The organism is Gordonia sp. NPDC127522, from assembly GCF_042672305.1.
GTDB classification, from domain to species: Bacteria; Actinomycetota; Actinomycetes; order Mycobacteriales; family Mycobacteriaceae; genus Gordonia; species Gordonia hongkongensis.
Window position 1 is genome coordinate 511,648 of the sequence record NZ_JBHXVK010000002.1, and the last position, 12,869, is coordinate 524,516.

14 protein-coding genes are annotated in these 12,869 nt (G+C 69.5%); 9 read left to right on the plus strand and 5 right to left on the minus strand.

What is annotated here, in order from left to right; genetic code table 11:
* Positions 1 to 20 precede the first annotated feature (20 nt).
* The 7 genes from ACFVHY_RS06610 (at position 21) to ACFVHY_RS06640 (ending at position 5,726) form a co-directional block, all read left to right on the plus strand.
* The gene (locus ACFVHY_RS06610) at positions 21 to 914 is read left to right on the plus strand and encodes a YhjD/YihY/BrkB family envelope integrity protein (protein ID WP_390269893.1); all 894 of its coding nucleotides are present in this window, start codon (positions 21 to 23) and stop codon (positions 912 to 914) included.
* Positions 898 to 1,641 (plus strand): CDP-alcohol phosphatidyltransferase family protein, encoded by a 744-nt coding sequence (locus ACFVHY_RS06615; RefSeq protein ID WP_390269896.1) that lies wholly within the window; start codon positions 898 to 900, stop codon positions 1,639 to 1,641. The genes ACFVHY_RS06610 and ACFVHY_RS06615 overlap by 17 nt, the downstream gene beginning before the upstream one ends.
* Positions 1,642 to 1,738: 97 nt before the next feature.
* Positions 1,739 to 2,308 carry an isopentenyl-diphosphate Delta-isomerase gene (gene idi, locus ACFVHY_RS06620; protein ID WP_390269899.1) on the plus strand — a complete coding sequence of 190 codons (570 nt, stop codon included), beginning with the start codon at positions 1,739 to 1,741 and terminating at the stop codon, positions 2,306 to 2,308.
* Between the two features lie 44 nt (positions 2,309 to 2,352).
* Positions 2,353 to 3,291, plus strand: a complete 939-nt coding sequence (locus ACFVHY_RS06625) for a phytoene/squalene synthase family protein (RefSeq protein ID WP_390269902.1) — start codon at positions 2,353 to 2,355, stop codon at positions 3,289 to 3,291.
* Positions 3,288 to 4,892, plus strand: coding sequence for a phytoene desaturase family protein (gene crtI / locus ACFVHY_RS06630; RefSeq protein ID WP_390269905.1), 1,605 nt, complete (start codon positions 3,288 to 3,290; stop codon positions 4,890 to 4,892). Before ACFVHY_RS06625 ends, crtI begins: the two co-directional genes overlap by 4 nt.
* Positions 4,893 to 4,979: 87 nt before the next feature.
* Positions 4,980 to 5,147, plus strand: a complete 168-nt coding sequence (locus ACFVHY_RS06635) for a hypothetical protein (protein ID WP_156422435.1) — start codon at positions 4,980 to 4,982, stop codon at positions 5,145 to 5,147.
* Between the two features lie 171 nt (positions 5,148 to 5,318).
* Positions 5,319 to 5,726, plus strand: a complete 408-nt coding sequence (locus ACFVHY_RS06640) for a nitroreductase/quinone reductase family protein (protein ID WP_390270367.1) — start codon at positions 5,319 to 5,321, stop codon at positions 5,724 to 5,726.
* A gap of 26 nt (positions 5,727 to 5,752) precedes the next feature.
* Here ACFVHY_RS06640 and ACFVHY_RS06645 read toward each other — a convergent pair whose 3' ends face one another.
* From ACFVHY_RS06645 to ACFVHY_RS06665, 5 genes are read right to left on the minus strand one after another with little or no spacing between them, the layout of a single operon-like run.
* The gene (locus ACFVHY_RS06645) at positions 5,753 to 7,249 is read right to left on the minus strand and encodes a phytoene desaturase family protein (protein ID WP_390269908.1); all 1,497 of its coding nucleotides are present in this window, start codon (positions 7,247 to 7,249) and stop codon (positions 5,753 to 5,755) included.
* Positions 7,246 to 8,379, minus strand: a complete 1,134-nt coding sequence (locus ACFVHY_RS06650; RefSeq protein WP_390269911.1) for a glycosyltransferase — start codon at positions 8,377 to 8,379, stop codon at positions 7,246 to 7,248. The genes ACFVHY_RS06645 and ACFVHY_RS06650 overlap by 4 nt, the downstream gene beginning before the upstream one ends.
* On the minus strand, positions 8,366 to 9,247 hold the full coding sequence (locus ACFVHY_RS06655) for a carotenoid biosynthesis protein (protein WP_390269914.1): 882 nt from the start codon (positions 9,245 to 9,247) through the stop codon (positions 8,366 to 8,368). The genes ACFVHY_RS06650 and ACFVHY_RS06655 overlap by 14 nt, the downstream gene beginning before the upstream one ends.
* Positions 9,244 to 9,960: a monooxygenase gene (locus ACFVHY_RS06660; RefSeq protein WP_390269917.1), complete on the minus strand. Its 717-nt coding sequence runs from the start codon at positions 9,958 to 9,960 to the stop codon at positions 9,244 to 9,246. Before ACFVHY_RS06660 ends, ACFVHY_RS06655 begins: the two co-directional genes overlap by 4 nt.
* On the minus strand, positions 9,957 to 11,099 hold the full coding sequence (locus ACFVHY_RS06665) for a polyprenyl synthetase family protein (protein ID WP_390269920.1): 1,143 nt from the start codon (positions 11,097 to 11,099) through the stop codon (positions 9,957 to 9,959). Before ACFVHY_RS06665 ends, ACFVHY_RS06660 begins: the two co-directional genes overlap by 4 nt.
* A 106-nt stretch (positions 11,100 to 11,205) precedes the next feature.
* Here ACFVHY_RS06665 and ACFVHY_RS06670 point away from each other — a divergent pair, with 106 nt between their 5' ends.
* Together ACFVHY_RS06670 and ACFVHY_RS06675 are read left to right on the plus strand one after the other, a co-directional pair.
* On the plus strand, positions 11,206 to 11,499 hold the full coding sequence (locus tag ACFVHY_RS06670; protein WP_175401103.1) for a hypothetical protein: 294 nt from the start codon (positions 11,206 to 11,208) through the stop codon (positions 11,497 to 11,499).
* 58 nt (positions 11,500 to 11,557) lie between these two features.
* Entirely contained in the window at positions 11,558 to 12,838 is a 1,281-nt protein-coding gene (locus ACFVHY_RS06675; RefSeq protein WP_390269923.1) for an alpha-hydroxy-acid oxidizing protein, read from the plus strand.
* Positions 12,839 to 12,869 lie beyond the last annotated feature (31 nt).

The window sequence follows — 12,869 nt, forward strand, 5'->3', positions numbered from 1 at the left end:
GTTTCGGGTATCCCGGAGGGGTGACACCGCGCCGATCGGCCCCGACGGTGACTCGCGACACCACGATCCGCGAGCAGACGACGACGTTCGACGTGCGTGCGTTGGTGACCGATGTGCGCCGGGTACTTGGCCGGGGCGACCTGGCCGCGGCTGCTGCCACCCTCACCTACTTCGCGGCGATCGCCGTCGTGCCGTGGGCGTTGCTGGGGATCTGGTCGACGACCTGGCTCCGCGGCCCGTCCGCCGAGGAGTCCCTGACGGAGCTGCGCGTTCTCATCCCACCGGCCATGGGCGGCCGCGGCGTGTTCGACGAGGCCGTCGCGGTCGGCACCGGACTGACGCTGATGGGCGCACTGGTGTTGCTGTTCCCGGCGTCGTTCTACGGCGAGGGTCTTCGCCGCGCGTGTATGACGTTGTACCCGCGCGAGGACCGGTTCACGGGATGGCGGTCTCGGATCTGGGTGCTGGGCCTGGTGGTCGTCGTGCCGCCACTGGCGTATGTGGTCGTCGGCGTCGCGGGCACACTCACGACGTTTGCTCCCGAGGGAGGCGGAACGGGTGGTTTCGCCGACCTCGCGGTCCGGATCGTGGTCGAGTTCATCGTCGTGTGGATGCTGGTCACGGTGGCCCTGACCTGGGTGTACTGGAAGGTGACGCCCGGTGAGCCGTCGTTGGGGGTGGCGGCGGTCAGTGCGCTCGGCACCGCGTCGTTCATCGCCGGATTCACCCAGGGCTTCCTGCTGTTCCTGTCCCTGCCGATCGATGTCGGGATCCCGTACGGCGGTCTCCGGGTGATCGGCGGGGTGGTGGCGGTCGGTCTGTGGCTGTACGTCGCTCACGTCATCGTCATCATCGGATGGGCGTTCGGGCAGGCGATCGAGAAGCAGAGGAGGGGACGTGTCCGCGGAACCTGAGCGAGCGGGCCGGAGCCTCACGGCGGCGTCGGGTGCGGAGCGGACGACGAGCGCCCGGGACGAGGCACTCGACTCGTGGTCGAGGCTCCACGGAGGGCTCGATCCGCGCGCGAGTTTCTGGGTCCGGAACTGGGTGCTCGTCAGCCACGCCTGTGCGCGACCGTTGGCCGGACTGGGCCTCACGCCGAACACCGTGACAGCTCTCGGAGTCATCGCCACCGCGATCGCGCTGTGCCTGACCATTCTCGGCGACTGGTGGCCGCTGCTCGCCGCACTCGTCATCGTCCTGGCCGCGCTCCTCGACGGGATCGATGGTGCGATCGCGGCCCAGACCGGAACCGCCTCGCGGTGGGGACGCATCAATGACTCGGTGGCGGACCGGTTCTCGGACGTGATGCTCGTGGGCATCGTGGTGGTCGTGGGTGCACCGCCATGGCTCGGCGCGACGATCGCGGTGCTCACCCTCATCCTCGAGATCACCCGCGCCACGGCCCAGGCGGTGGGCATGAAGGGGCCGGGGACGGTCACCGTGTGGGAGCGGCCGTCGCGGGTGATACTGGCGGTCGTCGCAACTGTGAGTGCGGGTTCGTGGTGGTGCGCGGGACTGAGTTCAGCCGTCGCGTCCGGCCTGGCCCTGTTCATCGCGGCAATCGGGGCGGGCTTGGCGTTGATCGGGACGGTCCAGTTGGGGATCGCGGTGCGGAGGCAGACCCGACGGCTCGGATGAGTTCTCGTCGCGGGCGCTCCCATCCGGATCGCGCTCCAGTGACGAACAATGGTGCGAGGAGCAGCTCGCCCGATCTCGATGCGATGAGGAAATCTCGATGACGAACGACTCGGTGGTTCTCGCCGACGCCGACGGCCGCCCGTGCGGCACCGCCGACCGCGAGGGGGTGCACGGACCGGACACCCCGTTGCACTTCGCGTTTTCCTGCCATCTCGTCGAAGAGGGCCGCATCCTCATGACGCGCCGTGCGCTGTCCAAGCGCAGCTGGCCCGGGGTGTGGACCAACTCGTTCTGCGGTCATCCGCGCCCCGGCGAGGACGTCGTCGACGCCGTGCATCGGTATGCCCGGCGCGAGCTCGGTATCGAGGTGGCCGATGTTCGTTGCATCCTGCCGGACTTCCGGTATCGGGCGGTCGACGCGAGCGGCATCGTGGAGAACGAGATCTGCCCGGTGTTCGTCGCACGTCCGCTGGGAACACTCCGACCGGATCCCAGCGAGGTCGCCGAGCACGCCTGGGCCGACGTCGGCGACGTGTGGTCGCTCGTCGCGAACACCCCGTGGGCGGTCAGTCCGTGGTTCGTCGAGCAGGTGCAGCAGCTGCCGTCCGACGACCCCGGTTCGATGTACGACACCCATCCGGTGATGTCCCGGGCGTCGAATTCATGACGTCAGGTAATTGGCGTTCGGTCAACAGGTCGAGGAGCGGTCGGATGATGCACATTCCCGGTCACACTCAGGTGGTCCCCCCACACCGGCGATACGACGAGGTCGCGGAAGCCTGTGCGGCGATGGTGATCAGGTCGTACTCGAGTTCGTTCGGACTCGCTTCGCGTCTGCTCACGCCCCGTATTCGGCGCGACGTCCAGAACATCTACGCGCTCGTGCGGGTGGCCGACGAGATCGTCGACGCCCCTCGCCCGGAGCAGGGGCTCGTCGACCGCAGCAATGAGCTCGACCAGCTCGAAGAGCAGACCAGCGTCGCGCTCGTCACCGGATCGAGCAGCAACCTCGTCGTCCACGCCTTCGCGCAGACCGCCCGCCGGGTCGGTATCGATCTTGACCTGGTGGGCCCGTTCTTCGACTCGATGCGCAGCGATCTGACTCAGGTCCAGCACGACTTCGAGTCGCTGGCCACCTACATCTATGGCTCGGCCGAGGTGGTCGGTCTGATGTGCCTGCGTGCGTTCCTCGCCGACGAGCCGAAATCGGCCGCACAGTACGACCACCTCGCACCCGGCGCCCAACGGCTGGGCGCGGCTTTCCAGAAGATCAACTTCCTGCGCGACTTCGGCGAGGACAGCGACGGGCTGGGGCGGCGCTACCTGGTCGGCCTCGATCCCGACGATCCGGCGGACTCCGCCTGGTCGCTCTGGCTGGACGACATCGACCTCGACCTGACCGCCGCTGCGGAGGCCATCCCGCACCTGCCGGCGAGCAGCCGCGTCGCGGTGTGCACCGCGCACGACCTGTTCGCCGAGCTGACCGCCCGCCTTCGCGAGTCGTCGGCCACCGAGGCCCGCCGTACCCGCGTCCGCGTCCCGAACGCCGGCAAGGCGAAGATCGCCGCGTCCGCCGTTGCCCGGCGCGGCATGCCGCGACCCGCACGTGCCGACGCCTCCGGTCTGAACAGAAGGAAGAGCAACGTATGAGCGAGTCCCGACGCGTCGTCGTCATCGGTGGTGGAGTCGCCGGACTGGCAACCGCCGCCCTCCTCGCCCACGACGGGCACGACGTCGAACTCGTGGAAAAGAATGATGATCTCGGTGGTCGGGCCGGTACGTGGGATCGCGACGGGTTCCGCTTCGACACCGGTCCGTCGTGGTGGTTGATGCCGGAGGTGTTCGACCACTTCTTCGAGATGCTCGGGACGTCGACCGCCGAGCAGCTCGATCTCGTCCGCCTCGACCCCGGTTACCGAGTGTTCTTCGACGACAACGGGTCCGACGAGAAGCCGATCGACGTGTCCGGTGACCAGGACCGGAACCGTGCGCTCTTCGACGAGATCGAGCCCGGCGCGGGAGCCGCACTCGACGACTACCTGCGCACCGGCAGGCAGGCGTATGACCTTGCCGTGGAACGGTTTCTGTACACCAGCTTCGACTCGCCGCGTGCCTTCCTCGGCCTGCCGGTGTTGCGGCACGCGAAAACGCTTGTCACACTGCTGACGACGTCGCTGCAGTCCTACATCGCGGCTCGCTTCACCGACCGCCGGCTCCGCCAGGTCCTCGGGTATCCGGCGGTGTTCCTCGGTTCCTCGCCCGAGCGCACCCCCGCGATGTACCACCTGATGAGCTGGCTCGACCTCGCCGACGGTGTGCGGTATCCCAACGGCGGCTTCACCACCCTGGTCGACGCGCTGGAGCGGGTCGCCCGCGAACGGGGCGTGCGTATCTCGACCGGTACGGCCGCGACCGCCATCCTCACGCGGGAACGCGCGGGGAAGCGGTCCGGGCCGTCGCGTCGTCGCGCCGAGGTGGCCGGGGTTCGCGTCGAAGGAGCCGATGGTGCGCCGCGAGATCTGTTCGCGGACATCGTGATCGGCGCCACCGATCTGCACCATCTCGAGACTCAGTTGCTGCCCGAGGAGCTCCAGACCTTTCCCGAACGCTACTGGGACCGCGCCACTTCCGGCCCGGGGGCGGTGCTCGCGCTGCTCGGCGTACGCGGTGAGATGCCCGAGTTGGCGCATCACTCCCTGTTCTTCACCGAGGACTGGAAGACCAACTTCGACGCCATCTTCGAGAGTCCCACGCGCGTACCGGATCCGGCGTCGCTCTACGTGTGCAAGCCGTCGGCCACCGACCCGTCGGTCGCACCGCCGGATTCGGAGAACCTCTTCATCCTGGTGCCTGTCCCACCTGATCCGGGTCTCGGCCACGGCGGCGTGGACGGCGGCGGCGACCCCGACATCGAGAAGGTGACCGACCGGGCCATTGCGATGATCGGACAGTGGGCAGGTGTTCCCGACCTCGCCGATCGTGTCGTCGTCCGCCGCACCATCGGCCCCGCGGACTTCGTCGACTCGGTCAACTCGTGGTGCGGGGGAGCCCTCGGCCCGGCGCACACGCTGCGGCAGAGCGCGTTCCTGCGCTCGACGAACCGGTCACGCAAGGTCGATGGCCTCTATTACGCCGGGTCGAGCACGCGTCCCGGCATCGGCCTGCCGATGTGCCTGATCAGCGCCGAACTCATCCGGAAGAAGCTCCGCGGCGACCGGTCGGTGGGGCCGATGCCGGTCGCGACACGCTGACCTGCGCGGGAAGGTTTGGAACGCAGATCATCCGGGTACGGTCGCGTGACAGGGCTCACAGCGAGCGGCGCGAAAGGTACCGGTGACATGGAGAAGGCACGGACGAATGCATGGTGGCGCGGCCCGCGATGGACGTGGTCTCGTCAGCACCTGACCCCCGAAGAGCGCCGGAACCTCCAGGCCTCCCGTGTTCCGGTGGCGGTCGTGACGGCGTCGCTGGGTGGACATGCGTACAGCTATCGCGACCGGGTCTGATCTGACGCTTCCAGGTCCCTCGTCTCGCTGATCGCATCGTGGCGATGGTGATTGAAGCAGGTGCTCGATCACCGTACGGTGTACGGGATAACCGCAGTGCACGAAGTGACGCTCAGGAGCGAGCCGACGATACCGAAAACCCAGCACACCGCGCCACGCTGGCTCAAGCCGATGAACAAGCTGTTCCTGCTGCTGCAGCGGCTCGGCGGGATGAAGCAGCTACCAGTTCTCGTCGTCGCCGGACGGCGCACCGGCAAGCCGCGACGGACGCCGCTCACGGTGGTCGACCTGAGCGGCGAGCGCTACCTGCTCGAGGGTTTTCCCGGGTCGGACTGGGCACGCAACGTCCGTGCGGCCGAGGGACGTGCCCAGCTGTCGATTGGAGGCACGATGAGCGACGTCCGCCTCGTCGAACTGTCGGCTGACCAGGCCGTTCCGGTGCTACGCGCCTGGCCGGAGCTGGCGGGCACCGACGGCCCGAAGGTGATGAAGGACGCGGGAGTCGTCGACGACGTGACCCCGGAAGCCTTTGCTGCCGCGGCGGGCCGATGCGCCGTGTTTCGTATCGATCCGCGCTGACGGCTCCGATGAGCAAGGCCTGTCGGTCAGTGACTCACGGCCGGACCGATCAGCTCCGCCACGATCTTCGCCGACATGACCACGAGCGGCAGACCGCCGCCGGGATGCGACGACCCGCCGACGAGGTAGAGGCCCGGTACCGGTGAGGTGTTCGACGGCCGGAGGAACGCCGAGCGGGGTCCGTTCGACGACGATCCGTAGATCGAGCCACCCGGCGTCCTGGTCCGGCGCTCGAGGTCGGCAGGCGAGACGATGAGGCGGTGGCGGACCTGTCCGGTCACATCGAGTCCGCGGTCGGCCATGACGTCGAGAATCTGGTCGGCGTAAGAGTCCGCCAAGCCCTTGGCGTCCCAGTCGACGCCCTGCTCGGGGTCGTGGCGGGGTGCGTTCACCAGCACGAACCACGCGCCGGTTCCCGGGGCGGGCACGATCTCGGGATCGGTGGGAGCCGAGATGTACACGGTCGGTCGCGCGACCGGACGCGGTGGGCCGCGGAATCCGAAGACCGCGTCGAACTCCTCGTCGTAGTCCTCGGCGAACAGCACCTGGTGGTGCGGCGCAGCGGGCGGATCGTCGAGGGCGAGGAGGAGCACGAATCCGGACAGCGACGGCGTCGTCCGTCGCAGCAGCGCCGCGGGCCGGCGGGCGGCGCGACGCGGTACGAGGCGGTCGTAGACCTGCTGGGCGTCGGCGTTCGCGACGACCAGATCGGCCCGGCGTCGGCTTCCGTCGGTGAGCACCACGCCATCGGCCCGGCCGGTGTGGTCCACCGAGATCCGGTCGACCTCGACACCGAGTTCGACCCGCCCGCCGAGTTCGACGAGACGGTCGTGCATCGCGGTGGCGATACGGCCCAATCCGCCTCGTACATACCATGATCCGAACGCCTGCTCGGACCACGGCACGGACGCGAGTGCCGCCGGCGCGCGGCGCGGGTCGGAACCGGTGTAGGTCGCGTAGCGGTCCAGCAGCATCCGCAGGCGCGGGTCGTCGAGGTAACTCTCGCCGAGTCCGCGCAGCGTGCGCCATGGCGCGACGGTCCGCACATCCGACGGCGTGGCGATGCCGCCGATCATCGTGCGGATGCTCATCGGCGATTCCAGGAAGGGTTCGTGCGTGACGTCCCAGACACGTTGTGCGCGTTCCAGAAACGATGACCACTGGGCGCCTCTCCCATGCCCCAGTGCGGCGTCGAGGGCATCGGGGATGTCGTCGAGCGTTCCCGGCATGTCCAGTTCGGTGCCGTCGGGGAAGCGGTAGCGCGCGGCGACGGGGAGTCGTTCGAGGGTCAGATGGTCGTGGATCGATGATCCGGTGGCGTCGAAGAGTTCTTCGAAGACGTGGGGCATCGTGACGAGCGACGGCCCGGTGTCGAACACGAACCCGTCGTGCTCGATGACCCCGAGTTTGCCGCCGACGTCGTCGAATTGCTCGAGAACGGTGACGTCGTGACCGGTCGCGGCGAGGCGCATCGCGACGGAGAGTCCGCCGACGCCCGCGCCGATCACCAGGACCCGCGTCATCGACGGACCTCGATGGGGCGTCCCTTCCAGTGCAGGTCTCCGCGCTGTCGGGCCAGCGTCGAATCGACTGCGAGACCGGTGAAGACGAGGATGGACAGCGGATGGGCGAAGGCGTCCGGCCATCCGCGACCGCCGGTGCAGCGCGCGGACACCACCCGTGAGGCCACCCCGGCCAGGTATCCGACGAGACCCGTCCGGGAGCCGAACAGTGCTGCCGCCGCGGGGAGTACATACATCAGGCACAGCATGCCGGTGACGCCCAGCGTCCCGCCCGGCGACCCGAAGGCCGACCACAGCGACTTGCGATAGCCCGCGCGGACCTCGTCCCAGCCGCGATACATACGGCAGGTGGCGACGTCGCTTCCCTCGGCCACGACGCCGCGACCGCCGGCCGCCTTGATGGCGCGCAACAGCGCGATGTCCTCGAGGACCACGTCGTGCACCGCCTCGTGGCCGCCGGCTCGGCGGTACGTCGCGGCATCGACCACCAGGAACTGACCGTTTGCGGCGGTGAGGGATTCGCGCGGTGAACGCTCGGCTAGACCGAGGGGCAGGGTGCTCAGCCAGGACCACTGCAGCAGCGGTTGCACCAGTCGCTCGCCCGCGCCGACCGCGATCTGCCGGGGATACGGGCTCACCAGATCGAGTCCGGCGTTGCGGAGCAAGGCGAACGATGAGGTGAACGCGTGGGGCTCGACCACGACGTCCGCGTCGAGAAAGACGTGGACCCCGCCGGGGGACGCCTTCTCCGCGAGTTGGGCGCAGGCCCAGGTCTTTCCGAGCCACCCGGGAGGGGGCGCCGAGCCGGGGTGGACACGAACCCGGTCGTCCATCGAGGCCAGGCGGGCGAGCACGGCGTCGGTTCCATCTGCCGAGCCGTCGTCGAGCACGTGGATCCGGGCCGGTCCTGGCCAGCGATCCGCCGCCTCGAGGACGGCCAGTAGGCAGCGTTCGGCGTTGTGCGCCTCGTCGCGCATCGGGATGAGAACCGACAGTGGTTCCGGCGCCGGGATGTCGGCGAGATCGGGCCGGCGGACCCGGCGGGCGTTGTCGAGGGTCAGGGCCAGCGACGCCAGCGACAGCGCGGTTCCCGTCGCGACCAGCGGCCGCAGCAGGTCAGACACCCGCACGGCGACCCCTGATCTCGACGACGAGCAGCGGGATGGCGATGACGCCCATGAGGAGACCGCCGGTGAGGGCGACGGACGGACGGCCGAAGAACACCGCGTGCGCCATCACCGAGGAGAAGTAGGTCCACAGGTACGCGGTGATGGGCACGGCGTCCATACCGGAAGACCCGGTCGGGGCCGGGTCGTCACGGCGCATGAGGAGGTCGAGCATGCCGACGATGAGAAACGAGACCAGCAGCCAGCCCGCGAAATTCGTCAGCGGGATGTCGGCGACCCCGGGCAGCGACGGCGTCGGGTACCGCCACACCCAGTTGCCCTGGTCGACCATCTGCGGGTCGAGGAACACATCCCACGCCGTGAGTGCATACGCACCCACGACGGCGGTGGCGGGCCGAACCCACCGTCCGGCGATGCCCATCGCACGGACGAGTCGTCGGGTCACGACCAGCGCGGGCCACGACATCATGATCCAGGCCAGCGGGACCAGGACCGGCACGCCGAGGACCTTCAGTCCCAGCCCGTCGGTGTACTCGTATGTGCCGAACGGGAACCCGGTGCTCACACCGACGGATTCGGCGATCAGCCCGCCGCCACCGGCCACCACCGCGAGGGCGACCGCGGCGGCGGCGCCGCGGGTTGCGGCAACGTGGACGAGCGAGGCCGACGCCAGGAGCAGCACGCTCGCGACGGTCAGCGGCAGGGTGCCGCCACCGGTCAGCGGAAACGCGATCTGGACGCCGATCGTCGCGGCCAGCAGGATCCACGCCAGGGTGACCAGGCCGCGGTTCCAGGGCGCGGTGCCGTCGGTTCGCCGCGATCGCGACGATTGGTCCGCTCGGTGCGAAGTGGAGCCGTCCAGGAGACTCACGCCGGTTTCCCCTCATACGTGCCGACGACCTCGGTGACGGCGAAACGGGCGAACAGTTCCTCGGCATACCAGCGCGACGGTGCGGTCCGCCGAACCGCCGACAGATGTGCGGGGGAGCGGTAGGCGAAGCCGGTGAGGTCCTGCGCCGAATCCCAGATCGAGAACGTGCCCTGCACCCCGAGCGGGAGCTCGCCGACGCCGAGGGCCAATCGATTGCCCTGTGCCCCGGCGAGTTCCGTTGCCACCGGCGGGACGGCACGCCAGAACGATGCCATCTTCGTGGGCCGGAGGCGTGCCCGGGTCAACGCGGCGACTGGGCCCGTCCAACCCGGTCCGGGCGCGTCGTGGTCCGTCGACGACCGCGCCGTCTCGAACGGGTCGACGCGCGACCAACGGCCTTTCGACCGGAGTGGTCGCATGGTGATCCGGAGTTCCTCCGTGCTGGACTCCCGCCATCGGCGGAACACGACGGAATCGCTTGCGGCCGAAGCAGCGTCGGCGTCGTGCCAGACCGTCAGCGCGGCCCAGTGTCTCAGGTCGGCGCTCTCGAGGGTGAAAGTGCGTGCGGTGCCGGTGCCCAGCAGTTTGGCGAAACGCAGACCGGGGGTACGGCGCAGCGCCCGTCGACCCGACGACATCCGGCCGAGCGCCGGTAGCACACGGTCGACACCCCAGACGCGGAGTTCGACCGTCGGCCCGGCGGGAGCGGTCATGCGCGCCGCCACACGCAACGTTCGATGAGGGCGGTCAGTGCGTGCCGGCTCGCCGGGTCCATCGGAGCGGCGTCGACGATGCCGAGCGCTTCCGCGTGCAGGTCGGCGATACGCTGTTCCACTCGTTCGACGGCGCCGGTGGAGTACAGGACCTCACGCATCCGCGCGGCACCGTCGGCGTCGAGGTCCGGATTGCCGAGACCGTCGGCGAGCACGCGGCGCTCCATTCGTCCCGCCGATTCCTCGGCCGCCGCGATGAGCATCGTGCGCTTGCCTTCCCGTAGGTCGTCGATGGCAGGTTTGCCGGTGACATTCTCGTCGCCGAAGACGCCCAGGATGTCGTCGCGGAGCTGAAATGCCTCGCCGGCGGTGAGACCGATCCGATCGTAGGCCTCGAGAAGCGCCGACGGCGCGCCGGCGAGCGTGCCGCCGAGTCGGAGCGGCTGGCCGATCGTGTACCGCGCACTCTTGTAGCGCAGGACGCGAGCCGTGCGATCGGCGTCGGTGGTGTCCTCGGTCTGACTCAGCATGTCCAGGTACTGGCCCGCGTAGGCCTCGTCGCGCATCAGCGACCAGGTGTCGCGGACCGCGCGTCGGGTGTCCGCGGACACGTCGTCCACCGCGGCAGCGGCGAGGTCGTCGGACCAGGACAGGCACATGTCGCCGACGAGGATCGCGACCGCGGTGCCATGGCGCTCGGCGTCCCCGCGGCGTTGCGCGCGCAGATGGTCGTCGGCGAAGTGCCGGTGCACGGTGGGGAGGCCGCGCCGGACGTCACTGTCGTCCATCACGTCGTCGTGCACGAGGGCGGCCAGATGGAACAGTTCGATGGCGGCCGCCATCTCGACGATGCCCGCGACGGTCCGGTCTCCGGCGGCGCCTCGGGCGCCCCAGAGGCAGAACGACGCGCGCAGGCGTTTACCTCCGCCGATCCGCGTCGAGACGACATCGATCGCCGGCGTCAGTTCCCCGCCGACCTGCTGCAAGGTGGTGGCGTGGCGGCGAAAGTGCGCTGCCAGCACCTCTTCGACGAGTTCGAGATCCGTCGTCGAGGTGCGGATCGGGTGCAGATCGGGAGCCGGGGATGCCGACTGTGCAGGCGGCGCCGACGAGTGGGTCATCTCGGCGGTCGGTGTCATGACGGAGCCCTTCGAAAGTCCGGGGGGGAGCGGTCGGTTACCCCGTCTTCGGAGCCGCGATCGCGAGCGGATGGGTGACGGCCGCGGTACCGGTAGCGTGAGACCCATGGCTGTGGATGCAACGGTGCCCGTGGTGGCAGTCGGTCTCGTCGGTGGTTTCGCGGTCGCGCGCTACAGCGGGCGACGCGAACTGGGCGGAGTCGTGCTCGGCACGGCCGGTGCCTGGTGCACGCGCCGGTGGGCGGTGACGAAGGGCCCCGTGGTCGCCGGCGGCCTGTTGGCCGGCTACCTGGCGGCATTCGGCGGATCTCATCCACTGGCGAAGAAGATCGGTGCGTGGCCGTCGGTCGCGGCCGTGACGGTCGCCGCGGCCGGCGCCACCGCCGTCGCCACACGCTGAGCGGCACGATCCGCCGTTGACGGCCGGTCACCGGACGCCGGCGTTACCATCTCCACCCATGACCGCAGGTTACGGGCGCGCACGGCAGAACGAGATCTACACGGCCGGGGTGCACCGGCGAAAGCCGCGTGTGCCAACGGATTTCGCCGAGCTCGAGCGACGTGCGAGACGTGCGATGTCGGCGCGTGCGTGGGCGTACATCGGCGGTGGCGCCGGTGAGGGACGCACCATGGCCGCCAACCGCGCGGCACTCGACCGCTGGGCGATCGTGCCGCGCATCCTGCGGGATGTCTCGCAGCGCAACCTCGAGGTCGAATTGTTCGGTCGCCGCATCCCGGCGCCGGTGCTGTTCGCGCCGGTCGGCGCCGGTTCGCTCGCCGCACCCGACGCCGACGCCCTCATCGGCCGTGCGGCCGCGGAACTCGGTGTCCCCTACATCTTGTCGAATCAGGCGAGCGTCTCGATGGAGGACGTCGCGGCCGCGATGGACGACACGAGCGCCGGGGCGCCGCGCTGGTTCCAGCTGTACTGGTCCACCGACGACGACCTCGTCGACAGCCTCCTGGAGCGCGCGGCGGCCATCCGCGCCGAAGCCGTCGTCGTCACCCTGGACACGACGATGCTCGGGTGGCGGCCGCAGGACCTGAACCTGGGTTCGCTGCCGTTCGCGCAGGGTGAGGGCATCGCCCAGTACACGTCCGACCGCAGGTTCGTCGACATCGTCGCCGAACGGCTACGTGGCGCTGCTGACGAACGTCCGGAGATCTCCCTCGGCGCAATCGCGACCCTCTTCTCCATCACCCGCAACGCCCCGGGCCGGTTTCTGCAGAACCTGCGGTCGCCGCAACCGCGTGCCGCGGTGCAGACCTTCCTCGACATCTACTCGCGACCGTCGCTGAATTGGGACGATCTTGCCGGCCTGCGCGCCCGCACCGCTCTTCCGATCATGCTGAAGGGCGTGCTGCACCCCGACGATGCGCGTCGTGCCGTGGACGCCGGGGTGGACGGCATCATCGTCTCCAACCACGGCGGTCGGCAGGTCGACGGCGCGATCAGCACGATCGACGCCCTCGACGCCATCGCGCCGGTCGTCGACGGTCGCATCAAGGTCCTCATCGACTCCGGGATCTACACCGGTTCCGACGTGTTCAAGGCGCTCGCCCTCGGGGCCGACGCCGCCTGCATCGGACGACCGCATATGTACGGCCTGGCGCTCGCGGGAGCCGACGGTGCCCGCGACGCGGTCGCCGACATCATCGCCGAACTGGACCTCACCCTCGGACTGTCCGGGCACACCGACGTCGCCGACCTCGACCGCGAGGCGCTGCGCCGGATGTAGGCCGTCTGGCGTCTGCCCGAGAGAGACCCAC

Excerpts from the sequence above, each read along its gene's own strand:
- idi (WP_390269899.1), top strand. The coding sequence starts at position 1,739 with ATGACGAACGACTCGGTGGTTCTCGCCGACGCCGACGGCCGCCCGTGC.
- ACFVHY_RS06625 (WP_390269902.1), top strand. The coding sequence starts at position 2,353 with ATGATGCACATTCCCGGTCACACTCAGGTGGTCCCCCCACACCGGCGA.
- crtI (WP_390269905.1), top strand. The coding sequence starts at position 3,288 with ATGAGCGAGTCCCGACGCGTCGTCGTCATCGGTGGTGGAGTCGCCGGA.
- ACFVHY_RS06635 (WP_156422435.1), top strand. The coding sequence starts at position 4,980 with ATGGAGAAGGCACGGACGAATGCATGGTGGCGCGGCCCGCGATGGACG.
- ACFVHY_RS06640 (WP_390270367.1), top strand. The coding sequence starts at position 5,319 with ATGAACAAGCTGTTCCTGCTGCTGCAGCGGCTCGGCGGGATGAAGCAG.
- ACFVHY_RS06645 (WP_390269908.1), bottom strand. The coding sequence starts at position 7,249 with ATGACGCGGGTCCTGGTGATCGGCGCGGGCGTCGGCGGACTCTCCGTC.
- ACFVHY_RS06660 (WP_390269917.1), bottom strand. The coding sequence starts at position 9,960 with ATGACCGCTCCCGCCGGGCCGACGGTCGAACTCCGCGTCTGGGGTGTC.
- ACFVHY_RS06665 (WP_390269920.1), bottom strand. The coding sequence starts at position 11,099 with ATGACACCGACCGCCGAGATGACCCACTCGTCGGCGCCGCCTGCACAG.
- ACFVHY_RS06670 (WP_175401103.1), top strand. The coding sequence starts at position 11,206 with ATGGCTGTGGATGCAACGGTGCCCGTGGTGGCAGTCGGTCTCGTCGGT.
- ACFVHY_RS06675 (WP_390269923.1), top strand. The coding sequence starts at position 11,558 with ATGACCGCAGGTTACGGGCGCGCACGGCAGAACGAGATCTACACGGCC.